Source organism: Clostridium fessum (genome assembly GCF_027698965.1).
Lineage (GTDB): Bacteria > Bacillota > Clostridia > Lachnospirales > Lachnospiraceae > Otoolea > Otoolea fessa.
Genome location: NZ_JAQEQF010000006.1, coordinates 73592 through 94719, shown reverse-complemented (window position 1 = coordinate 94719; position 21128 = coordinate 73592). Strand labels below are relative to the sequence as shown.

21 protein-coding genes and 1 other annotated feature are annotated in these 21128 nt (G+C 48.7%); of the genes, 4 read left to right on the top strand and 17 right to left on the bottom strand.

Features of this window, described 5'->3' with window-relative positions:
- Nucleotides 1-163: 163 nt before the first annotated feature.
- From PG862_RS09190 to PG862_RS09140, 11 genes are all read right to left on the bottom strand, one after another.
- Complete coding sequence (locus PG862_RS09190) at nucleotides 164-1780, bottom strand: relaxase/mobilization nuclease domain-containing protein (protein WP_270707201.1); 1617 nt, start codon at nucleotides 1778-1780, stop codon at nucleotides 164-166.
- Complete coding sequence (locus PG862_RS09185; protein ID WP_117510506.1) at nucleotides 1752-2150, bottom strand: plasmid mobilization protein; 399 nt, start codon at nucleotides 2148-2150, stop codon at nucleotides 1752-1754. Before PG862_RS09185 ends, PG862_RS09190 begins: the two co-directional genes overlap by 29 nt.
- Nucleotides 2151-2588: 438 nt before the next feature.
- On the bottom strand, nucleotides 2589-3014 hold the full coding sequence (locus tag PG862_RS09180) for a hypothetical protein (RefSeq protein WP_270707199.1): 426 nt from the start codon (nucleotides 3012-3014) through the stop codon (nucleotides 2589-2591).
- A gap of 42 nt (nucleotides 3015-3056) precedes the next feature.
- Nucleotides 3057-3254: a helix-turn-helix domain-containing protein gene (locus PG862_RS09175; RefSeq protein ID WP_008818017.1), complete on the bottom strand. Its 198-nt coding sequence runs from the start codon at nucleotides 3252-3254 to the stop codon at nucleotides 3057-3059.
- Complete coding sequence (locus PG862_RS09170) at nucleotides 3232-3690, bottom strand: RNA polymerase sigma factor (protein WP_246566542.1); 459 nt, start codon at nucleotides 3688-3690, stop codon at nucleotides 3232-3234. Before PG862_RS09170 ends, PG862_RS09175 begins: the two co-directional genes overlap by 23 nt.
- 114 nt (nucleotides 3691-3804) lie before the next feature.
- Nucleotides 3805-5160 (bottom strand): MATE family efflux transporter, encoded by a 1356-nt coding sequence (locus tag PG862_RS09165; RefSeq protein WP_117510501.1) that lies wholly within the window; start codon nucleotides 5158-5160, stop codon nucleotides 3805-3807.
- 22 nt (nucleotides 5161-5182) lie between these two features.
- Nucleotides 5183-6523, bottom strand: coding sequence for an MATE family efflux transporter (locus tag PG862_RS09160; protein WP_117510499.1), 1341 nt, complete (start codon nucleotides 6521-6523; stop codon nucleotides 5183-5185).
- 58 nt (nucleotides 6524-6581) lie between these two features.
- A complete protein-coding gene (locus PG862_RS09155; RefSeq protein WP_117510497.1) occupies nucleotides 6582-7103 on the bottom strand; it encodes a nitroreductase in 522 nt (173 codons plus the stop codon).
- A 209-nt stretch (nucleotides 7104-7312) separates the two neighbouring features.
- Nucleotides 7313-7645, bottom strand: coding sequence for a hypothetical protein (locus PG862_RS09150; protein WP_216470566.1), 333 nt, complete (start codon nucleotides 7643-7645; stop codon nucleotides 7313-7315).
- Between the two features lie 12 nt (nucleotides 7646-7657).
- A complete protein-coding gene (locus tag PG862_RS09145; protein WP_117510493.1) occupies nucleotides 7658-8485 on the bottom strand; it encodes a MerR family transcriptional regulator in 828 nt (275 codons plus the stop codon).
- A gap of 3 nt (nucleotides 8486-8488) precedes the next feature.
- The gene (locus PG862_RS09140) at nucleotides 8489-9847 is read right to left on the bottom strand and encodes an MATE family efflux transporter (RefSeq protein WP_270707196.1); all 1359 of its coding nucleotides are present in this window, start codon (nucleotides 9845-9847) and stop codon (nucleotides 8489-8491) included.
- A gap of 466 nt (nucleotides 9848-10313) precedes the next feature.
- Nucleotides 10314-10568 (top strand) — a binding site (T-box leader).
- Nucleotides 10569-10681: 113 nt separating this feature from the next.
- Here PG862_RS09140 and PG862_RS09135 point away from each other — a divergent pair.
- Both PG862_RS09135 and thrH read left to right on the top strand, forming a co-directional pair.
- Nucleotides 10682-12418 (top strand): carbon starvation CstA family protein, encoded by a 1737-nt coding sequence (locus PG862_RS09135; RefSeq protein ID WP_118742901.1) that lies wholly within the window; start codon nucleotides 10682-10684, stop codon nucleotides 12416-12418.
- Nucleotides 12419-12752: 334 nt separating this feature from the next.
- Nucleotides 12753-13355, top strand: coding sequence for a bifunctional phosphoserine phosphatase/homoserine phosphotransferase ThrH (thrH, locus tag PG862_RS09130; protein ID WP_022359071.1), 603 nt, complete (start codon nucleotides 12753-12755; stop codon nucleotides 13353-13355).
- Between the two features lie 105 nt (nucleotides 13356-13460).
- Here the strand turns inward: thrH and PG862_RS09125 are convergent, their stop codons facing one another.
- The 5 genes from PG862_RS09125 to PG862_RS09105 form a co-directional block, all read right to left on the bottom strand.
- Entirely contained in the window at nucleotides 13461-14486 is a 1026-nt protein-coding gene (locus PG862_RS09125) for an ABC transporter substrate-binding protein (protein ID WP_333489837.1), read from the bottom strand.
- 13 nt (nucleotides 14487-14499) lie between these two features.
- Complete coding sequence (locus tag PG862_RS09120) at nucleotides 14500-15213, bottom strand: ABC transporter ATP-binding protein (RefSeq protein ID WP_270707195.1); 714 nt, start codon at nucleotides 15211-15213, stop codon at nucleotides 14500-14502.
- Nucleotides 15200-16015 (bottom strand): ABC transporter permease, encoded by an 816-nt coding sequence (locus PG862_RS09115; protein WP_243022450.1) that lies wholly within the window; start codon nucleotides 16013-16015, stop codon nucleotides 15200-15202. Before PG862_RS09115 ends, PG862_RS09120 begins: the two co-directional genes overlap by 14 nt.
- Before the next feature lie 46 nt (nucleotides 16016-16061).
- A complete protein-coding gene (locus tag PG862_RS09110) occupies nucleotides 16062-16706 on the bottom strand; it encodes a hypothetical protein (RefSeq protein WP_270707194.1) in 645 nt (214 codons plus the stop codon).
- A 445-nt stretch (nucleotides 16707-17151) separates the two neighbouring features.
- Nucleotides 17152-18549, bottom strand: a complete 1398-nt coding sequence (locus PG862_RS09105) for a sodium-dependent transporter (protein ID WP_118293483.1) — start codon at nucleotides 18547-18549, stop codon at nucleotides 17152-17154.
- A 317-nt stretch (nucleotides 18550-18866) separates the two neighbouring features.
- Between PG862_RS09105 and PG862_RS09100 the strand changes: the two genes are divergently transcribed.
- Nucleotides 18867-19136 carry a hypothetical protein gene (locus tag PG862_RS09100; protein ID WP_118570193.1) on the top strand — a complete coding sequence of 90 codons (270 nt, stop codon included), beginning with the start codon at nucleotides 18867-18869 and terminating at the stop codon, nucleotides 19134-19136.
- Nucleotides 19137-19165: 29 nt separating this feature from the next.
- On the top strand, nucleotides 19166-20215 hold the full coding sequence (locus tag PG862_RS09095; RefSeq protein ID WP_270707193.1) for a transglutaminase domain-containing protein: 1050 nt from the start codon (nucleotides 19166-19168) through the stop codon (nucleotides 20213-20215).
- 90 nt (nucleotides 20216-20305) lie between these two features.
- Here PG862_RS09095 and yqeB read toward each other — a convergent pair whose 3' ends face one another.
- On the bottom strand, nucleotides 20306-21121 hold the full coding sequence (yqeB, locus tag PG862_RS09090) for a selenium-dependent molybdenum cofactor biosynthesis protein YqeB (protein WP_270707192.1): 816 nt from the start codon (nucleotides 21119-21121) through the stop codon (nucleotides 20306-20308).
- Nucleotides 21122-21128: the final 7 nt, after the last annotated feature.

Below are 21128 nucleotides of genomic sequence, written 5' to 3'. Positions count from 1 at the left end.
TCCGTGGGTATCACGGATAGGGCGGGAAAACTGTATCTTCTCGGTATCATTTTCGGGGATTTTTTGCCCTGTACGCCCTGTTTTGAGGTCGTGGAGTATTGCGGATAGGGGTAAGGGCATATCCCTGTTTTTGTTTGGTTTCGGTATCATTTCGGGGCGGTTTTTAACGCTCCTGTTCATGCTTTTTCTGTCGGCTCGGCTCGCCGTGGTGCATTTGGGAAAGATTGCTTTTCATGGTCTGCAATTCCCGGACACGCTCTTTATTTGCCCGGTACTCGTTGTAAAGGGCGTTCTTCTCGGCGGTAAGCTGCTCGATTTCAGCCTGCAACGATTTATAGGTGGGCAGCTTGGTAATGCCTTTTTGCCGAAAATATCTTACGGCTGCGTCTGCTATGATAAAGTCGCTTTCATGCTTTTCCCGGTAGGCTTTGCGTGCCTTATCGGTTTTCTGCTTTTTCAATCCGTCACGCACATCTCTTGTCTTGGCATAGGCAAGCACCTGTTTCTGCAAGTCCTTTTTCTCACGGATAGCCGTTTCAATGGGCTTCAGCTTGGCGGTGCTGCTGTGTAAATCCGCATTGGCAGACACAAGGGCTGCGTCCAGTTCATCCGGGGTAAAGCCGTATTGCTCCATAGCGGCAACGGTAGCCGCCATCTGTTTGAGATTGTGGACAGCCGCCCAACGGTCATAGCCGATACCTTTTCCCTCGGCTCGCTTCGCCGCACGGTCAACCATTCTCTGAATGCTGCCTGTCGGGGCGATTTTCTGCGTTTTTCCTCGCTCTGTGCGGTTTGTTTCAGCGGTATGGTATTGGGGTATGGGTGCGGTCTTTTCGGCGGCTCTGTGGGCGTTCTGCTCCAAAAGGGCAAGAACGGCGGCACGGTTAAAATCATCTCCCAGTTTTCGGGCAGTAATGGGTTTCGTCCTGTCCGGGGTAAGGTAGGACAACCGCCCTCGGCTCTCTTTGACGATCACACCCTGCCGCAGAAGTAAAGCGGAGAACTCGTCAAAAGTAGTAGCTTCGCTCATGGCGTTCCGTATGGTCTGCCGCAGCTTCGCCTTGTCGGTTTCAAACTTGGTCTGCTTTGCAGGCTGCCCCTCGGCTGCAAGGGTGGCATTTTCCTTGTCAAGTTTGGCTTGTCCTTTCTTCTGCGCCCAATACTCACGCTCGGTAATGCGGTTTTTACTGCCATGGAGCAGGTCGATTTGATAGAGATTTTCCCGGTAGCACATCTCCATGACCTCGGCTTTGAAGTATTCCATAGCAGCGTCCGTGCAGCGATGTTTGCACCCGGCACGGGTATCTGCCGGTCTGTCCATGTAGGGCAGCAAGGGTACTTCCTCAATACGCAGAGAATTGATAACGATATGAACATGGATATTGCCGCTGTGGTTGTGTCCGTCCGGGTGGGTGCAGACAATGGCTTGGTGTCCGGGGAAATGCTCGGCACAAAATTCCTCTCCCAATGCTTGCGCCCGGTCTACGGTCAAGCCGTTGTCCGCTGCGTCCCGTGGGTCAAAGGAAATGATATAGTGGTGGCTTTTCACATCTTCCCGTTTTTGGTTTTTACCGTATCGGAGATTTGCCCGCATACAGGCAACGGCAAAATCTTCCTTGCCGCAGTTCAGCGTGGCTATCCGATAATCCTCCCGGAGTATGAGCCGCCCGGTTTCGTCAAGGGTGGGCTTCATGGTAAACTCGTCATGCTCAAAGGTTAGATACTGCTCGGCTGCACCGTAGTCCGCATTTTTAGAGCTGATATGCTTGAATGTTGCCAACAGCGTCACCTACCTTTCGCAAGACTTCAAACTTCAAGGCGGCAAGGTCGGAAACCGCCGCCCGTACCTCCCCGGCAAGCTGCGGATAGGGACTGTGCCACTCGTTCAGCGTCCGGGCTATCTGGTTTAAGTTGCCGCCGATCCTGCCGTATTCGGCGGTTAGCTTCCCGACGGCGGCAAGCAGCTCGTCGTTGACGGGGGAAACGGTTATGGTGGGGCGTATGGCTGCCCCGGTTATGGCTTGCCGGATAAACTCGGCTTGGCTCATGTGGTAAGCAGAAAGCCTTTCCGCAAACTCGGCGTATTCTTCCTCGGTCATGCGGGTTTTGACCACATGGCAGCGGTGGGGTGTGTTGTATTTTTTCTTCAAGCGTTGACCTCCTTTCTCGCCCGACAGGGCGCATGAGCAGGGTTTGGGGAAGGCACTCCCCAACAAGATTTACCAAAGGGGCAAAACCGCAGATATGCGGATTTTGGCACCGTGGTAGAATCTTGCTCTAAAAAACTACCGCTTTCCTCGGCGGCTCTGGTTTGCGGATATACTGGCTTGCTCCACCAATATAGCGATTGCGGCGGCGTGTTCTGCCCGCTGTTCACCACTACAACGGTGAAAAGGGGGCGTTTTGGCAAACGCACGGAAATTTTTTTGTTTTCCCTGTCTGCTCCCTACAACAATCCGGCGGTGTGGTTTGCCAAAGATTTTTGAAAATGGGCGCAAAAAAAGCAGTAAACCTTTTCAAGATTTACTGCTTATCTGCCGCTGTGATGGGCGGCGGTATTAAATTGTCAGCCGTTTTTCAAATGGAATTTATCTGCAATCGCTTTCTTTCCGCTTTCCAATTCCTTTTCTGTAATCTTCCATAATCCTAACGCAATGATCTGCTATCTTTTGCATTCCGAGTTCTTCAAAAAAGGAAATTTGTATTTTCATCAGTTCTTCACAAACAGTCAACTTCTGCTCATCCATATTGCTAATAGCAAGCCATGGGAACGCTTTATATTTCTTAGTGTCCCCAATGAGAAAATTGTACCCTATCAACTCATTTTCACGGAAAACGAAATAGAATTGTGGGCCTGAACCTGGAACTGACTTTTCCATAATTTGCTGCATTGTTTTCACGCCGCCGTATGCCGGAAAAAAACCTATTCGCTCAAGAGCATTTAATATGTCAATCCTTTTATCTGTGGGTATGTCTCTATAATTGATAATCTGTTCCATTTGCTCTACCCTCATTGAAGTTTAATTTGTCAGGCTCTAATTATACAACTTTTCTGTTTAGCGGTCAAAGCGGAACTTCAACAGGCTTTCTATCAGTTGCCTGACGATATGCTCCTGCATATCCGTGTTAATCTGTCCGTCCATTTTCGCACAAGAGCGGATATATCCGGCATAATGAGATAGAACGGCGGCAACAGCTTCCGGGTCCCCCTCGCTTGCCTTAACGATTGTTTCATAGGGAAGTAGCTGGTTCATAGGACAAGCCCTCCAACTCTGCCCGTAGCCGCCGTAAAATCATCTGAATACGCCGCCCGGTTGTGTTGCCAGCCCGTCCATATCTCCTTCCAATCTCCCTATGCGTCAATCGTTGGAAGTAGTACAGGAAAATGATTTCCTGTTCCATCTGTGATAGTGCGGACAGCGCTGCGGCAAGCTCTGGACTTTCCAAAAGCACCATCTGACCACAGACGAAAAGCGGATAGCTGTTCATGGCAGCTTGCTCCGCAAAGTATTTATCTGTGGTGCTGAATGGATAGTGTTTTTCTTCTATCAGATATTCAAGCGAGATTTCCCGCTTGCGGCGGCTGCGTATGCTCCGGGCTGCGTCTATGGCAGCGTGGCGAATAACGGTCTTGCAAAAGGCATCGTGTGTATGCCGGATATGTTCTTGATACTTTTCGTGTTCGGTCATGGAAAATCCCCCTTTCTGAATAATGGCAGAGGGCGGCAGCACTCCGTGCTGTCGCCCCTTGATTGCCTATCTGCAAAGGCAGACGGGGCTGTCAACGGCGGCGCAAAGCAACGTTCATTTTACTGTTGACTGGCTCAGCTGGCTTTGTACTATTGCCTTGTAGTAAACACAAATAGAAATGATTGCAGTAATCGCTTCCGTGATCCAAAACGCATTCCAGACGCCAACCGCTCCGAAAAACCTGCTGAGTAAAAACGCAGCCGGGATGATGACCACTACATACCGGCAAAGGGAAATCAGTAAGGAGGGAGTTCCTTTCCCAAGTCCCTCCAATGCGCCGGAAGATGTAACAGAAACCGCCGAGACGATAAACCCGGCCCCGATGATGCGTAAGGCGGTTTCCCCGGCCTGAATCGTCGCTTCTGTGTGGGTAAACAGCCCCATCAACTGTCCGGGGATCAGCAGACATATTACTGTCCCAAACACCATAATGATACCACTCATGCACAAAACGATCTTAAAGATCTGGCTGACCCGTTGGTGTTCCCCCGCGCCGTAGTTATAGCCGATCAGGGGGCGCATCCCCTGCACAATGCCATTCGCTGGAAGATAGACAAATGTCTGCAATTTGTAATAGATTCCCAAAACCAGAATATACACTTCGGAATATGCCGCCAAAATCACATTGAGCGCCGAAATCAAAAGAGACGGAAGCGCGAGATTCAGGGTTGCGGGAATGCCAATGGAGTACAGCTTTATTACCATCTTTTTGCTGGGGAGAATGTACTGCCTGCGGATATGCACGCGAATTGGCCGCGCAAGATAGACTACAAGGTAAATCGTCAGCGTCAGAACCTGTCCGATGCCGGTCGCCAGCGCAGCGCCTTTGATTCCCATTTCCGGGAATGGGCCATAGCCAAAAATCAGAACGGGATCTAAGACAATGTTTATGATGCACCCGCACATCAAGCTTATCATGGTCGTTTTCATGTTTCCTACTGTCTGGAACAATTTCTCAAACGCCATGCTGACGGTAACAATGAGTGTAAAGGCGAACGCAACGACAGAATAGCGAACGCCAAGTTCAATGACCGCTTCGGATGAAGTGAACATCCGCAGGAAAACTGGCATGATTGTAATACAGCAGACTGTCATAACAACGCCATGAATCACGGCAAGCACAAGTCCCTGCGTGGCTGCCTGATCCGCTTTTCTGTGATCCCCCGCGCCCAGATAGAAGGCGATCGCTGCATTGATGCCAACGCCAAATCCAATTCCGGCAGCATTGATAAAATTTTGAACCGGGTAAACCAACGATAATGCCGTCATAGCCTCCTCGCTGATCTGCGCGACGAAAAAACTGTCCACAATGTTGTAGAGGGAATTGACCAGCATAGATAAAACCATAGGCAAGGACATGGATAAAATCAGCGGTAATACCGGTTTCTCTTTCATGAAAGTGTCGTTCATCATTTTTCCTCCCTGGAACACGTTATGAGATATTTTTGCGGCGATGCCATGCCATCATCACAAGAGCAACGAGCAAAGTGGCAGTTTCGGCAACCGGAAATGCAAGCCAGATTCCGTTCAGATGGAACAATTTGTCCAGGCACCATAAGGCGGGAACAAGGAAAAGCATCTGCCTGCATAATTGGATTGCCATGCTGGAACCTACTTTTTCCGTAGCCTGAAAATAGGTGGAAATCATAGTAGAGAGACCGCAAAACAGATAGCTTGCCGCCATAATCCGCATAGCGGATATCCCAAAGGAGCGCATGGTTTCCGACGCCGTAAACAATCCCAAAATCTGTGCTGGAAAAAGGATGACGGCCAATGTCCCCAGTATCATCATACCAGTGACCAAAGCGGTTCCGTATCGGAAAGCGGAATGTAGCCGTTCGCTGTTGCCTGCGCCGTAGTTAAACCGCATGACAGGCAAACAGCCTTGAATCAAGCCGTTTACCGTCATAACAATCAGCTGCTGCACCTTAAAATATGCGCCGAAGAAAGCGATCGCCGTATCGGAATACGCCACCAAAAACAGATTGACAAAGGTCACCATAAACGAACTGAGGGCGTTCATAATAAAAGATGGCAGGCCAAAGGCAAAAATACGGCGGATCATCTGCTTTTGCAAATGAAAGCCTTTGATTTTTACCTGCACTTTCTGCTTTTTGCCCAGCAGCAAAGCAAATGCCAAAATCATGGACAGCAGATAGCCTGCAACGGTAGCTACCGCAGCGCCGCGGATTCCCATAGCTGGGAAAATACCAATCCCAAAAATCAGAATGGGGTCGAACACGAAGTTGACGACCACGCCCGCGATCTGGAACCACATGGGAGCGACCATGTTCCCGGTGGCCTGTATCATCTTCTGGATGGCGATATGCACCATATTGGGAATTTGCATGAAGGAGCACACACTCATATAGGCGATGCTCAGCTGATAAATTTCTTCATTATTGGTGAATGCCCGAAAATAGGGTTTCATAATCAGTAATGCCAGAAGATTGAGCAAAGCACCAATTCCAAAGGCCAGTAACAATCCATGTGTGACGGTTGTATTTGCATCATCCTGCTTTTTCTGTCCAAGATATCCTGCTATCAGCACATTCACGCCGACACCGATCCAGATAGACGCTGCATTCATCAATGTTGTAATCGGGAATGCCAGAGAAACAGCGATCAGTGCATTCTCACTCAACCGTGCCACAAACGCGCTGTCTATCAGGTTATAGGAATATTGCAGGAACATGGAAATCAGCGGCGGTATCGACATTTGCCAGATGAGTTTTCCAACAGGAGCGACCGCCATTTTATTATTGGTCTGCATACTTTCCCTCCTCTCCACAAAGTGTCCGGCGCAAAAAATTGCGCCGGACAGCGGGACATTAAATCCGAACGATATAGTTTTGTTTGCGTGCTGCGGGTTGACCGGCTTCCTTGGCCGGATAGCCCAATGCAATCGCCCCGACGCCACGCAAGGTTTCCGGTAGCTTCCACTCCCGCAGGAGAGCCTTGCCACTTTCACTGTCAAAAATCTCACGTTCCCGATGTACCCATACAGTTCCCAGCCCAAGGGCATGGGCGGCGAGCATCATGTTTTCGAGGACGCAACTTCCGTCCTCCACAAAGGTACTTGCGGAGCCATCTGCCAAAACTAGGATCACGACAGGTGCGCCATAATAAGGGTCTGTGTTGCTCCCCATCACTTCTGCGTTTAGTTTTGCAATCTCCCGCCTATATTTGGGGTCTGTAATTGCAATGATGGTTGGAGATTGATGTCCTCCGCCGGTAGGAGCGTAAGTCCCTGCTTCCAGTACAGCGTCCAAAGCCTTGGAAGGGACAGGTTCCGATTTATAAGCCCGTACACTACGGCGCGTCTTGATAAGAGACAAAAAATTTTTTTCCATACAGATATAGTCCTCCATTCTGCTAATACTTCCGAGATGCAGGCAACAAAAAAGCCACACAACTATCACAAGATAGCTGTGTGGCAAAAAGATGACCGAATCCGGAAAAAGTCCACTCAAATTTTACGCGTATTATTATAGCATTCTTTCAGGAGACTGTCAAGCATCAATCATTACGGAATTGTGGCGGCTGTCTGTTGTTTTTTGTGTTACTTTATGGCACATGAGAAATTCTGTCTGGTTTTGTACTCGTAGTGAGTGGGCATGTTCTCCCATTGGGAGGCCACCCACCAGTCCAATTCATTCAGTACGATATTGGATAGGATATTCAAGGCTCGGAATGCTTCTCGATATGGTAAAATATCCGGATCTTCCTTGACTTTTCTTCCCTCAAAACGCTGCATTGCAGCTTGGATACTTTCATCTAAAAATTGTTCAATCTCTGGGTATGCGTTATTATTATCAATGCCTTTTGCCATAACAACACCAAAACAGGCACTCGGCAGTTCTTCAAAAATTTCTTTTTTAACAACGAATCTCATTTTATGCCCTTCTTATCTGCACTTGACCGGAATACATATTTCAGTCACAAATTTTTCACTGTCATTAGTAATGCCATAGTCTATGAGCGTGATTTCTCGCGAAAAACCAGCAATCTGTATCTGTTCTTTTGTGATGTAGTCAAGGAGCTTTTCATAGTGCGCTGGAGCTTCTATATGACTGCCTCGAAAACGCAGCCGTACACAAAGTGTTTTGGGAAGAGTAATGGTTTCACCTGTATAAATGTCCTCTTGATCCAGTATTAGAAAAATGCTGTCATAACGATTTACTTTTGATTGCTGCAAATGTTCCGCGGAAATGCCAAGTCCGACCTTTCCAAGAAATACAACGGCTTCGGCATCAGATTGATCCAGCTTTCTAATCGGCACTTCCATATCATGAGAGCCATGTACTTTCAGTGGAGCGTCTACCCAAACAATGCGACAGGACGGAAGCTCTATTAAGGAAACGGTATCCAAAGGCACACTTTGTGCGTCTCGCAGCCAATTTAAGCGGTGGTTAATCTTTTGTTCTATACGTTGTAATTCTTGTTGCTTTTTCAGGACTGCATGCTTTTGCTGTAACAACTTTTCCTCAATACGGCTGATATCCTTATTTTTGAGAAAGTCCTCAATCTCGGACAAAGGCATATCCAATGCCCGCAAATACCTGATTGTGTTGAGTACTTCAAATTGTTCGGTGCCATAGTAACGATAGCCAGAATCTGAGGAAATGTATTCTGGTGTAAGCAAACCGATATGTTCATAGTGCCGCAAACTACTAACACTGATATGAAACAATTTTGACACTTCACCTATTGGGAAGAGATTTTTCCGATCCATATCTTACTCCTCCACCAGAACAAGCGTTGATTTGCGCCGTATGACTCCAAAGGCGATTAGGCAGATCACGACCGATAGCAGTGAGCCTGCCGCGGTAGCCAGTCCCATCGGGAGAAGCGTTGCCGGGAATAATTTTGAGGTCACATAAACGCCAGGCACACGCATCAATACAATGGCGAGAATATTGTGTAAAAACGACAGGCCGAATTTCCTGCATGCGCAAAAAAAGCCGCTAAAACTAAAATGAATGCCAGCAAAAATACAGTCAAAAATGTAACCACGCAGATACTGGCCGCCGAAACGGACCACCGCCGCTCCGTCCGCAGTGCTGGGATCAGTGAACAGCGAAACGATGCCTTCCGCTGTAAACTGGATCGCGATAGAAGCAAGCACACCAAAGCCTGCGGCGAGCATCACCGCATAGCGCAGCGTTTGAATGGCCCGCTCCGGTTTGCCCGCACCGATATTTTGCGCTCCCAAGGCAGAAACGGTAGACAGCATAGAGGAGGGGACCAAAAAGAGAAAACTGATCACTTTCTCCACAATCCCGACTGCCGCTGCGTCATTCAGTCCACGCTGATTGGCAATAATCGTGATAATAATAAAAGCAACTTGAATCAGGCCGTCCTGAAACGCAATCGGGATGCCGATCCCCAAAATTTTCCCCATGACCGCACGGCAAGGCTTGAAGTCGCTTTTTTTCAGAACGATGCTCCTGCGTTTCAAAATAACGGTAAGGGAAACAACTACACTGATTGCCTGAGAGAGAGTTGTACCAAGGGCTGCGCCCGCAGGCCCAAGGTGCAGCACACCCATAAAAAGATAGTCTAAAGCGATGTTGGCAGCACAGGCTGTGGCAATAAAGCACATCGGGCTTTTGCTGTCGCCCAACCCTCGAAAAATAGAACTGATAATGTTGTAGGATGTAATAAACGGAATCCCGATAAAGCAGATGGTCAAATAGGTGATCGTACCACTCACCGCATCCGTTGGCGTAGACATGGCAACGACAATGGGATGAACAAGGGATAACAGGATGGCCGTAAGTGCAATGGAAACCACCAGAAACAATATTACCGTATTCCCGATGTTATGCGCTGCCTGTTTTCGATCTCCTGCCCCCACCGCCTGGCCGACGCTGACGGTTGTTCCCATCGATAACCCTACAATCATAACCGTAATCATGTGCATCACTTGTGAGCCGATAGAAACAGCGGTAGTACTGGCTACACCCTCGAACTGTCCGATGATAAATAGGTCAGCCATGCCATAGAGCGTTTGAAGAAAATACGAGAGCAGATACGGCAATGAGAATAATACAACATTTTTGAACACACTGCCGGTAGTAAGGTTCTTTTCCATATTGCCTAATCCTTCTTTTTTGTTAAACTACCAATATTATAATATCTACAACAGATGTAGAGTCAAGCGCTTTTTCTCATTTTGTAGTACTGTTCAAATGACTTTTTATAAGTTTATTTTTTTCACGCAAATTCTTGAGAATATCTCGTGTTTCCATGTCTGTCCCTCCTAAGGAATATGTTATTATTTATTATAAAACTGCAAACCTTATTTTAACAAGCAACTCGCTGTTGCTATGGAATAGTGGATGCTGTCAATCAAATTCTTGCGTGTTTCTTTATGGCACATGAGCATTGTTACTGGGCACGTATGCGTAAACAGTAACGCAGACTTCTAAATACGCAGTTGTTAAATTTCTTGGTTGTGATTTTTTTGTCAAAATGACGGATTTGTAAAATTTCTGTCACAAACTTCCGGCTATTTTTTCGATTGACTTTCCTTTAAAAAAGTCTATAATTCGTACTTGTAAAAAGCATTGAGCAGGACACGATTTCCAATTCTCCACGTTTTCAGAGAGCTGCCGGGCGATGAAAGACAGTAACGCCGATGGAAATTATCCCCTGTGAGCTGATCGGACAAACGCATGCAGGATACCAGTAGTCCGGTCCGGATTCCTACCGTTAAAGAGGAACATATTCAGAATGATGGATATGGCTGAGAGATCGGCTTTACAACCGGTAAAAGAAGTGGTACCGCGGATGCTTATGCCTCCGTCTTCTTGAACTTTTAAAAGTTTCAGGAGGACGGAGGCTTTTTTGTTTCCCCGCTCCCGAAACTCCGGCAAACTGCCGGGACACTAAAAACCATTTGACCTATGGGAATGGAGGTATCTTTATGAACACATTAGTTATCGTAGTTATCGCAGCCTGTTGTCTGGCGGCTGGTTATCTGCTCTACGGCAGATGGCTCGCCCATAAATGGGGCATTGATCCAAACGCCAAAACACCGGCCGTCACAAAAGAAGATGGTCAGGACTATGTTCCGACCGATGGCTGGGTTGTATTTGCCCACCAGTTTTCATCCATCGCCGGTGCCGGTCCTGTCACCGGTGCTATTCAGGCGGCTGTCTTTGGATGGGTTCCGGTCTTTCTCTGGATCATCCTCGGCGGCATCTTCTTCGGCGCTGTTACCGATTTTGGTGCCCTGTACGCCAGCGTTAAAAATGAAGGCAAATCGATGGGACTTCTGATTGAACAGTACATCGGCAAAACCGGTAAAAAGCTGTTCCTTCTGTTCTGCTGGCTCTTTACTTTAATTGTAACCGCCGCTTTTGCCGACATGGTTGCTGGTACATTCAATGCATATGAGACGATAGACGGCGTGACCAGCTTATCCGCCGCCGCAACTGTCAACGGCGCAGCCGGAAGCATTTCCCTTCTGTTCATTGCCTTTGCCGTTGTATTTGGACTGATTCAGAAAAAGGCTCAGTTCCATGGCTGGAAACAGACCTTGCTCGGACTTGTCTGCACGGTAGCTGCTTTCGTCATCGGCATGAACTGCCCGCTCATTACCACCAAGGCGAACTGGTCCTACATGGTATTCGCTTACATTTTCCTCGCAGCCGTTCTTCCTATGTGGCTTTTGATGGAACCGCGTGACCTGATGACAACCTTTATGTTTGCCGGTATGATTATCGGTGCCGTCGTTGGACTGCTTGTCGCACATCCGGCAATGAACCTGGCGCCTTACACTGGTTTCCACAATGAGAAATCCGGTGACCTGTTCCCGATTTTGTTTGTAACCGTTGCCTGCGGCGCCGTATCCGGTTTCCACAGCCTGGTTTCCTCGGGTACTTCCTCCAAGGCAATCACCAATGAAAAGGATATGCCGAAAGTTGGCTTCGGCGCTATGCTTTTGGAAAGTTTACTGGCTGTCCTGGCTCTGTGCGTTGCCGGTGCTGCCGCTTCCGCTGATGGCACGCCTGCAACCGGTACTCCGTTTGCTATCTTCTCCTCCGGTGTTGCCGGATTCCTGGAGATGTTCGGCATCCCGGTTTACGCTGCCCAGTGCTTTATGACGATGTGCGTCTCCGCACTTGCCCTGACAAGCCTGGATTCCGTTGCACGTATCGGACGTATGTCCTTCCAGGAGCTGTTCAGTGTCGATGACATGGAACACGCCGAAGGATGGAGAAAGCTTCTCTGCAACAAATATTTTGCAACGGTTATCACCTTGGTATGCGGCTACATTTTAACCCAGATTGGCTATTCCAACATCTGGCCGCTGTTTGGCAGCGCCAACCAGCTGTTAAGCGCCCTGGTTCTCATCACCCTGTGCGTCTTCTTACGCGTCACCGGCCGTGAAAACCGCACGCTGCTGGTTCCACTGGTTGTTATGCTGTGCGTTACCTTCACCGCACTCGTTGAGCGCTGCATCGCACTGGTAAAGGCTTACAATGCCGGAACCGCTGTCTTTATGGTAGAAGGACTGCAGCTTATCATCGCGGTTCTGCTGATGGTTCTGGGTGTCATTATTGTGGTTCATTCCGGTAAAGTACTGTTTTCGAAATCGACTGCTTCGAAGACAGAAAACGATAAAAGATCTGAAATGAATAAACCGGCGCATTGCTAATGATTTCATCAAAATCAATTATAACCCGACTATAGGTGCCAAAAAGGGAGTCTCTCGCTCACGAAAAGAGACTCCCTTTTTTGGTATTTTTAATTCTATTGATAACCACTCTGCTACTATATGATGCCAACTCTTCACCTCTGAATCTTTCTCACCGCGAATAATTGGCACTTTTGTTACTGTTCACGCATACGTGCCCAGTAACGCACTTTTTTCTATTCTTTCATCTTTTCTCAAATTTCTCTGGTATTTCCCCTGCATTTCGTCTATAATAGGAAGCAAATTTTTCAACCGAGCACAGCGCTGACAGGCGTTGTATCAGACAGGAGGAAACATGGATATTGTATGTTTAGATCTAGAAGGTGTATTAGTACCGGAAATCTGGATCGCATTTGCTGAAGAAACCGGAATCCCGGAGTTAAAACGCACCACCCGCGATGAGCCGGATTATAACAAACTGATGAATTACCGTTTAAACATCCTGCGCGAGCACGGACTGGGACTCAAGGAAATTCAGGAAACGATCTCTAAAATTGATCCGCTTCCGGGCGCAAGGGAGTTTTTAGACAAATTAAAAGAAATTACTCAGGTAATCATCATCAGCGATACCTTCTCCCAGTTTGCCGGACCTCTGATGAAGAAACTTGGCTATCCGACCATCTTCTGCAACTCTCTGGTTGTCAGCGAAAATGGTGAGATTACCGATTTTAAGATGCGCTGTGAGAAATCCAAATATACAACCGTCAAAGCACTCCAGTCCTGCGGCTTCGAGACGATCGCCAGCGGCGACAGCCACAACGACCTCGCCATGATTGAGGCAAGCAAGGCGGGCTTCCTCTTCCGCACGACGGAGGAGATCAAGGCAGAATATCCGCAGATTCCGGCTTATGAGACGTATGATGAGCTGTTAGAAGCGATTAAAAAGGTATTAGCGTAAACATTCCGTATTTTCATAATTGCATATGCAATCGTAAAAGCAGCCCCCGGAATCCACACTCCGGGAGCTGCTTTTCAATCGTTTATCCTCTCAAATGTTCACTGATTATTTTTCAATAAATAACTGTTTTACATCAAATGCCTCGTCGATCATGCCGGATTCATACATGAAATCAGCGGTCTTCTGGAAGCCTTCTTTGTCATCATCTGTGATCTCGGTAGAGAAATCATAGAGATCGTACATGCTTTTGACTGCATCGGTGTCCAGATCCAGCTCATCGGCTACGATCTGCATCGTCTCATCCGGTTTTTCTTCCATGAAATCAGCAATCTCGGTCTGTGCTTCTTCCAGCTTCTCGATGATCTCCGGGTGCTCGTCATAGAATTTCTGTGTCACTGCCACTGCAATGATCGCCTTAATCAGGCCTTCGCCGTCAGCTACCAGGTGGTAACCCTGCTTCCCTGCATTGTAAGCAGTTGCGCCAGCAACCAGAGCCACGTCTACACTGCCGCCGTCCAGACCTGCTTTTGCATCCGGGATCGACATATTGACATAGTTGACATCGTCGATCGTCATGCCAGCCGTTGCCAGATAGGAAACGAGAAGCTCATGCAGGTTGGTTCCGGTCGGTCCTGCGATTGTCTTTCCTCTCAGGCTTTCCGGCGTCGTCAGGGACTCATCCTTAGAATACATACAGAATGCCTTCGGAGAACGGCTGTACATATTTAATACCTTGATATCCGCTCCATTTGCTGCAGACAGAATCACCGAAGTTCCGCCAACCGCATACAAAACCTGCACATCGCCGGAAGCCAGCGCCTGTGTCTGATCTGCCCCGGAGGTCAGCTCCGCATAATCAACCTCAATCCCCATATCGCCAAATGTTTTTTCAAAAATACCCTGATTTTTCTCGATGATCGTCGGCACATTGAGCGGAGAAGTTACATACGTAAAGGTCAGCTTATCCAGATCAGATTCTTTCGCTGTCTCCTCCTCGGCTGCCGCCTCCTCTGCGCTGGTTTCTGCCTCTGCCTGCGTGCTCTCAGCCGCATCTTTTGTACCGGAGCAGCCTGCCAGGGAAGCTGCGGTAAGGCAGAGTGCCATTCCCATTGCCATCCATCGTTTCATCATAATCGTTCCTCCTCTAAATAAAATGTAAATTATTTATAATATCCCTTTTCAGGGTTATCATCTCCTCCTCCAAAAGATTCCTCTCTTCCTGCGGCGCCTTGACCTCATAGAGCGCCTTGACCATGCCCTTTTCAATGACCGCAATCTGGCTTCCCAGAATCAGTGCCTCATCGATGCTGTGCGTCACAAACAGAATGCTCGCACTGCGCTCCTGCTGGACGCGCAGAAGCTCTTTCTGCATCTGTTCCCTTGTAAAATAGTCTAGTGCGGCAAACGGCTCATCCATCATGATAAAGGTCGGCTCATACGCCAGCGCCCGCGCGATCGCCGCCCGCTGCTGCATTCCGCCGGAGAGCTGTGCCGGATATGCTTTTTCAAATCCAGATAATCCGACCGTGCGGATAACCGCCTCTATTTTCCCCGGATCTGTCTCCTTTTTTGAAAGCCCGAACACCACATTTTCCCAGACGGTCAACCACGGCATGAGGCGCGGTTCCTGAAAGACAAATGCCGTCTTGTGGGCGCTCTCCCAGCAGATCTCTCCGCTGTCCGCCGTCTCCAGTCCTCCGGTCAGCCGCAGAAGCGTCGTTTTCCCGCATCCGCTCTGCCCCAGAATCACGGTGATTCTCCCCGCCGGAAGCAACAGGTTGATCCCGTTTAAAACGGGAATCTCCCGGTTATCCACCAGGTATGTTTTATGAATATCAATCAGTTCAATTCCAGCCATTTTCCCCGGATCCTTTCAGCACAAATCCTATCATCCATCCAAACAGGCGGTCCGTCACATATCCGACTGCCCCGATCGCCAGAATCCCCACGATCACCTTGTCGGTCCGCGACATCTGCTGCGCAAATAAAATCATATGTCCAAGCCCGGTGGACGCCGCCACCATCTCCGCACCGATAATGGCGCGCCAGCTATAGCCAAGCCCGATCCGCATTCCGACCAGAATATCTGCCATCGCATAGGGCAGAATGATGCGGAAAAATTTGCGGCGCTTCGAGTAGCCGAACATATCGCCCACTTCCAGAAGTTTCGAATCGCACCCGGTAAATCCCTTCACGATATTTAAGTACATCGGGAAAAAGGACGCCAGCACAATAATCACCGTCTTCGTCATCTCTCCGATTCCGCACCAGAGAATCAACAGCGGAATCATGCTGAGCGGCGGGACATTGCGGAAAAACTGCACAATATACTCATAGTAAACGCTGCTGCCCGGAAACAGCGCCCGGAACATTCCCAGCACAAAGGCAAACAGGAACGCAATCGCAAATCCCTTCATGACACGCAGGAAACTGATTGAAATATCCCCCCACAGTTCCCCGGTTTTCACCATTTTTAAAAAGCTCATCCACACCCGCGCCGGGGACGGCAGCACATACGCACTGACCATCTCCATGCGGCAGACCAAACACCAGATCAGAAATACCGCTCCGATTCCCAGCGCCGGACCGAAGTATTTCTGCCAATTATCCTTGAATTTCTTCGTTTCTTTCATTCTTCCCATTCTTTTGCCGCAATTCATGCATTTTCCGCTTCCTCAAGCGTTTTCCATGAACCGCAGATTTCTCTCACTCTGTCTGCACGCCATCCCCGTGATGGCATCCATCCTTACAATACAAAAGTTCCAGCAGATCCGCCTGCTTCCAGCTTCCGCTCTCCACATATGCCCGGATTTTCTCCGGACTGCTGACACTCTCTACCTTCGCCGCCTGTCCATCTTTCCGGCAGATTCCCGCAAAATACCCCGGCGGAATCGGGCTGTCTTCGATCGCCCGGACGCGCACCTCACCGCCTGCCAGACGATTCCATGCGATAAACCGCGTATTCTCAAATCCCAGCGAATTTCCAAGCACCGCAAGACTCTGGCATGGCGTCGTGATGATCTTCTCCCCATCCGCCAGATCCGGACGCGTGCTTAATTCCCGCGCACAGTGAAGTAAAATCGGCTCGATCGGGGCAACTTTCAGGTTTTCAATTCCAGATTCGTTTTCCGGCTCCTTCTGTATCTCTTCAAGCAGCCGAACCGCCTCCGGACAGCGCGCATCCGCAAGCGTCACTCCCGCCCGCAGACTAGCTTCATATCTTTCCCGGACGATCCGTCCCCAATCGCCCCGGCACTCGACCCGCGTCAGACCATGCCGTTCTAAAAAACGCTTCAGCGAATCTTCCTCACACATCCCGGCAGAAACCGGATTTATCCACAAATACTGCATTGTTTCTCCACTCTATCCAATCAGGCTGCCTAGCTTTCACACCTATGCACCTAATTTACTGCGTTTTCACGTTCCCTGCAAGTTAGTTTTTTCTAACTAGCTTATCATAGCAAAAAATCGATATATTGTCCAGTTTTGATTGTAAACTTTTACATTTTTATAAGTTGACACTAGCCGGTAAAAATGATAAAATCGGTTTTAATAGTTTCTATTTTCCTACATCTTTAATAGGTTTTATTCCGAACGGACTCCTGTTTTTATTGAATCCTATAAAAAAAGCAGGCGGACAGGGCATCAAGGATACAATTCAGGCGATCGAAAATGCCGGATATACCTATGAGATCGAGTCGGATGACCGTGAGGAATAATGGGACGCATTTTTCTATAAAAAAGGTTTTAACCAATTCTCGCACTTTCCGTGAAAATCGGCTAAAACCATTTTTCATTACAGCATATTAATAAACCCGGTCGATACCAGGAAAAGAACCAGCATGACAGCCGGCACAATATACCGGATTAAGAAGCTGTACATACCTGCTCTTGAAAAATGTTCCCCATTTTTCTCGACTTCTTCCACGATCCACTTCGGTCCGACCACCCATCCGATCAGGATGCTGGTTAAGAAGGAAATGATCGGCATAAGGAAGCTGTTGCTGATATAATCCATCACATCAAGCAGCTGTCCGGTGGAACCGTTCGGCAGCTTCAACTCAAAATACAGAACATTGTAGCCCAGACAAATGAGAACCGCCGTGATCAGGGAATAGATTCCGACCATCACACACATCTGTTTTCTCGTCTTTCCAAACACTTCCATGCAGTTGGCAACCAGCGTTTCCATGACAGAAACGCAGGATGTCAGCGCCGCAAAGCCAAGCATCAGGAAAAATGCAAGTCCCACGATATGACCGGCGCCGCCCATCGCCTGAAATACCTTTGGAAGCGAAATAAAGGTCAGACTCGGACCGGACGCCATGCCATCGCGTCCTAAAAATACAAAGACCGCCGGAATAATCATCATACCAGACAGAAGCGCCACACCTGTATCAAAAAATTCAATCTGATTGGTCGCCTTGTTCAAATCGATCTCATCTTTGACATAAGAACCATATGTTACCATAATTCCCATCGACACACTCAGTGAGAAAAAGAGCTGGCTCATCGCATCCAGCAGTACTTCCAGAAATCCTCTTACCGTCAGTCCCGTAAAATCCGGGCGCACGTAGACGAGGAATCCCTGTATTCCCGTCCGGACCGTCCCATCCGCGTCCGTGTAGGAAAGCGTCAATGAAAAAATCGCGATTCCGATGACTAACAGGATCAGTCCCGGCATGATAAAACAGGAAAATTTCTCAATTCCCTTCTCCACACCTCTGTATACAACCCAGATTGTGAGCGCCAGAAAGATTCCCGTGAAAATCAGCGGCGCATTCTTTTCCGTGATAAACGATGTAAAATATCCGTCCTCCGCCACATCCCTGCCGGATGTCGTCAAATACTCAAAGAAATATTTCGTGATCCATCCGCCGATGACCGAATAATACGTCATAATTAACATCGGAACCAGAAACGTCAGGTATCCGACAAACTTCCACTTCGGATGCAGCGTTCCAAACGCCTGCAGCGCATTCTCCTTCGTTCTTCTGCCGATCGCCACATCCGTCGTCAGAAGTACAAATCCAAATGTCGCCACCAGCACCAGATACACCAGCAGGAACAGTCCGCCTCCGTCTTTCGCACATAAATACGGAAAACGCCAGATATTTCCTACACCGACGGCACTTCCGGCTGCTGCCAGCACAAACCCCAGCGAACCGCTGAAGCTGTTTTTCTTTTTTGCCATTTACTTATAACCCCCGTGATTGTAACTTTTATGTCCGTCTCCCGAGGACATAGACAGCTTCTATTCTACCTGTTTTTATTAGAATTACAAGTATCTGCCGGCAATTTTCTCCTCAAATTTCTCCCCCTCCCGCTTTTCTTCCCAGCCGCCCCATCCTTACTGTTCACGCATCATGCCCAGTAACGGAATTTGCCGTGGCTTCGCATTTAATTTATTTTTTTCCCCTCCCTTCATCTCTACTTGCCTGCCTTATCATCTTCTGCTAAAATTAAAAAGACAAAAACAGGAATTTTCCCATGGAATGAGGCATATACACAATGAACAGCAATCAAACATTCCCGCGTCTTTGCCGGGTTTTAGAAATATACGAAGCCGATTTTGGCTGTGAAGAACGCCCGGACGGACAGGAAACGATGGTCTGTGTCCGTCTGCTGGACACAACTGAAAATGCAAACCTCTCAGAGCATCCAGAATACACGATACGCACCGCGGATCAGGCACTCTATGATGCCGGAATCAATGAGGGCGATCGCGTCTGGTTTGACCCGGAATCCGGGCAGATTGAGAAAGCGGCTGAATCACACTAAAATATAAAGAGTTACAAAGGAATATCAAAATGGAACCATTTTACTATAATCACATGAACAAGAACCAGCAAGCCGCCTACCGCGCCATGCAGCAGGGGCTTACCAATCTCTCCGACGAATTTCAGATTCCGCGCCTGGAGGGAAAGGATTTAAGCAATGTATTTTTTGAACTGCGGCTCGATCACCCGGAGATTTTCTGGGCTTCCGGCTTTAAATATAAGTATTACCCAGATTCCCCGAATCTGATCCTGATACCGGAATACCTCTTTGACAAGGGCAAGATCCGCGAACATCAGAAAGCGATGGGCGCCCGCGTCGAAAAACTTGCCCGCCCAGCAATGAGGCTGACTGAACTGGAAAAAGAACGCTATATCCACGATTTTATCTGCGAACACGTTCACTATGACAAATTAAAAAAGCCCTACTCCCATGAGATCATCGGACCTCTGGGACAGGGCGTCGGCGTCTGCGAGGGCATCGCCAAATCGGTCAAAATTCTTTGTGATACGCTCGGCATCTGGTGCATGATCGCGCTCTGCGGCAATAACCCTGAAAAGGGCATCAAATACCGCCATACCTGGAACATCGTCAAGATCGGGAAAACGTACTACCATCTGGACGCTACCTTCGACAACAGTCTCGGCAAATGCCTCCAGACCGGCGAGGAAATCCGCTACGATTACTTCAATCTCGACGACAAGGCGATCTTCCGCGACCACGAACCGCTCATCGCCCCGGCGCCTGCCTGCACGGACAGCGACCATTTCTATTATAAAGAAAAGAAGCTCTCCTTTACCAAACAGGAGGACGTTTACAAGCGCTCCTTACAGGCGGCCAAAAAAGGAAAAACACTGACGTTTCACTGGCGCGGCGGCTATCTGACAAAGGAAGTTCTGCGTGAACTGCTCGACCTAATCGAAAAAGCCGGAAAAGAACGGCAGAAAACAGCTCTCATTAAGCTTAACTGGCCGCAGGCAGTTCTGCGCGTCCGCTACACCGATGAGACCATCCAGCCGATTGTCACCATGGAGGAAGCAAATGAAGGGGAAGAAACCCCGGAAGGCACAGCGTCTTTATAGTTCGCCGTGCTTTTCCGCGGAGCATTTTTGTGTCATAGGACGAAGTTTCTTAGAATTTTTCTCAAAGGAACTATTGCTATAGTCTCTCTTTTACTTCCATAACTGCGCACACACCAACTCCAGTACACTTCCCGCGATACATCTCGCCTTGTCCGAGATCAGAAAACAGTTGGAAAGTTCCTCTTTTCTCGGATCGACATCTGCTACCTTGAAATGTTCCGTCACCCGATAACCATCCCGCAAAAGTCCTCGCAGAATGCCCGTGATCTGTGTCTGAACCAGAAGTTTCGTTCCGTCCTCCTGCCAAATCTCCGCGAGCGTGTCTCCGGCTTCGACGATATCACCGATCACACGCACATTTTTGAAAATACCCGCTGCCTGCGCGTGAATCACCCGCTCTGCACCGTATCCACCGATCACGCCCGGAATCCCCGTATTCGGGATTGCCGCACCCTCGCGGATAATTCGCCCAAGCCGGTGACCGCGCTTTGTCTCCACCACAACATCCACATCCTCACCTGCCGTAAAGCCCGGACCAAGTGCAATCGTGAGCGGTGCCATATCCCGGCGAGTTCCAAGATTTCGCTTTGCCAGAATCGCATCGATCACAACAGCCGGTTTCAGCGCTCCAATCGACACGCCTTTCGGATCAATCAAAATCGGCACGCTATTTTCCTGCCAGACCGCTTCTGCCTCCTCATATCGATCAATCCGGACAGCACGAAGCCCCTCGACCCCAGTTGTTTTTGTATAAACCGCCTCACACAGAGCTACCTGTCGCCGGATCGCCGCCGGATTTTCAATCTCCAGCACCAGCACACGAAGCCCTGCCGCCCAGAGCCGATGAATCGTCCCAGTTGCCAGGTCACCGCCGCCGCGCACAATAATTAAATCATCTCGTTTCATGAGGATG

What these genes read in the sequence shown, in the direction of transcription:
- PG862_RS09180 (WP_270707199.1), bottom strand. Translation starts at nt 3,014, where the DNA reads ATGAGGGTAGAGCAAATGGAACAGATTATCAATTATAGAGACATACCC.
- PG862_RS09175 (WP_008818017.1), bottom strand. Translation starts at nt 3,254, where the DNA reads ATGAACCAGCTACTTCCCTATGAAACAATCGTTAAGGCAAGCGAGGGG.
- PG862_RS09170 (WP_246566542.1), bottom strand. Translation starts at nt 3,690, where the DNA reads ATGACCGAACACGAAAAGTATCAAGAACATATCCGGCATACACACGAT.
- PG862_RS09165 (WP_117510501.1), bottom strand. Translation starts at nt 5,160, where the DNA reads ATGAACGACACTTTCATGAAAGAGAAACCGGTATTACCGCTGATTTTA.
- PG862_RS09160 (WP_117510499.1), bottom strand. Translation starts at nt 6,523, where the DNA reads ATGCAGACCAATAATAAAATGGCGGTCGCTCCTGTTGGAAAACTCATC.
- PG862_RS09155 (WP_117510497.1), bottom strand. Translation starts at nt 7,103, where the DNA reads ATGGAAAAAAATTTTTTGTCTCTTATCAAGACGCGCCGTAGTGTACGG.
- PG862_RS09150 (WP_216470566.1), bottom strand. Translation starts at nt 7,645, where the DNA reads ATGAGATTCGTTGTTAAAAAAGAAATTTTTGAAGAACTGCCGAGTGCC.
- PG862_RS09145 (WP_117510493.1), bottom strand. Translation starts at nt 8,485, where the DNA reads ATGGATCGGAAAAATCTCTTCCCAATAGGTGAAGTGTCAAAATTGTTT.
- PG862_RS09140 (WP_270707196.1), bottom strand. Translation starts at nt 9,847, where the DNA reads ATGGAAAAGAACCTTACTACCGGCAGTGTGTTCAAAAATGTTGTATTA.
- PG862_RS09135 (WP_118742901.1), top strand. Translation starts at nt 10,682, where the DNA reads ATGAACACATTAGTTATCGTAGTTATCGCAGCCTGTTGTCTGGCGGCT.
- thrH (WP_022359071.1), top strand. Translation starts at nt 12,753, where the DNA reads ATGGATATTGTATGTTTAGATCTAGAAGGTGTATTAGTACCGGAAATC.
- PG862_RS09125 (WP_333489837.1), bottom strand. Translation starts at nt 14,486, where the DNA reads ATGATGAAACGATGGATGGCAATGGGAATGGCACTCTGCCTTACCGCA.
- PG862_RS09120 (WP_270707195.1), bottom strand. Translation starts at nt 15,213, where the DNA reads ATGGCTGGAATTGAACTGATTGATATTCATAAAACATACCTGGTGGAT.
- PG862_RS09115 (WP_243022450.1), bottom strand. Translation starts at nt 16,015, where the DNA reads ATGAATTGCGGCAAAAGAATGGGAAGAATGAAAGAAACGAAGAAATTC.
- PG862_RS09110 (WP_270707194.1), bottom strand. Translation starts at nt 16,706, where the DNA reads ATGCAGTATTTGTGGATAAATCCGGTTTCTGCCGGGATGTGTGAGGAA.
- PG862_RS09105 (WP_118293483.1), bottom strand. Translation starts at nt 18,549, where the DNA reads ATGGCAAAAAAGAAAAACAGCTTCAGCGGTTCGCTGGGGTTTGTGCTG.
- PG862_RS09100 (WP_118570193.1), top strand. Translation starts at nt 18,867, where the DNA reads ATGAACAGCAATCAAACATTCCCGCGTCTTTGCCGGGTTTTAGAAATA.
- PG862_RS09095 (WP_270707193.1), top strand. Translation starts at nt 19,166, where the DNA reads ATGGAACCATTTTACTATAATCACATGAACAAGAACCAGCAAGCCGCC.
- yqeB (WP_270707192.1), bottom strand. Translation starts at nt 21,121, where the DNA reads ATGAAACGAGATGATTTAATTATTGTGCGCGGCGGCGGTGACCTGGCA.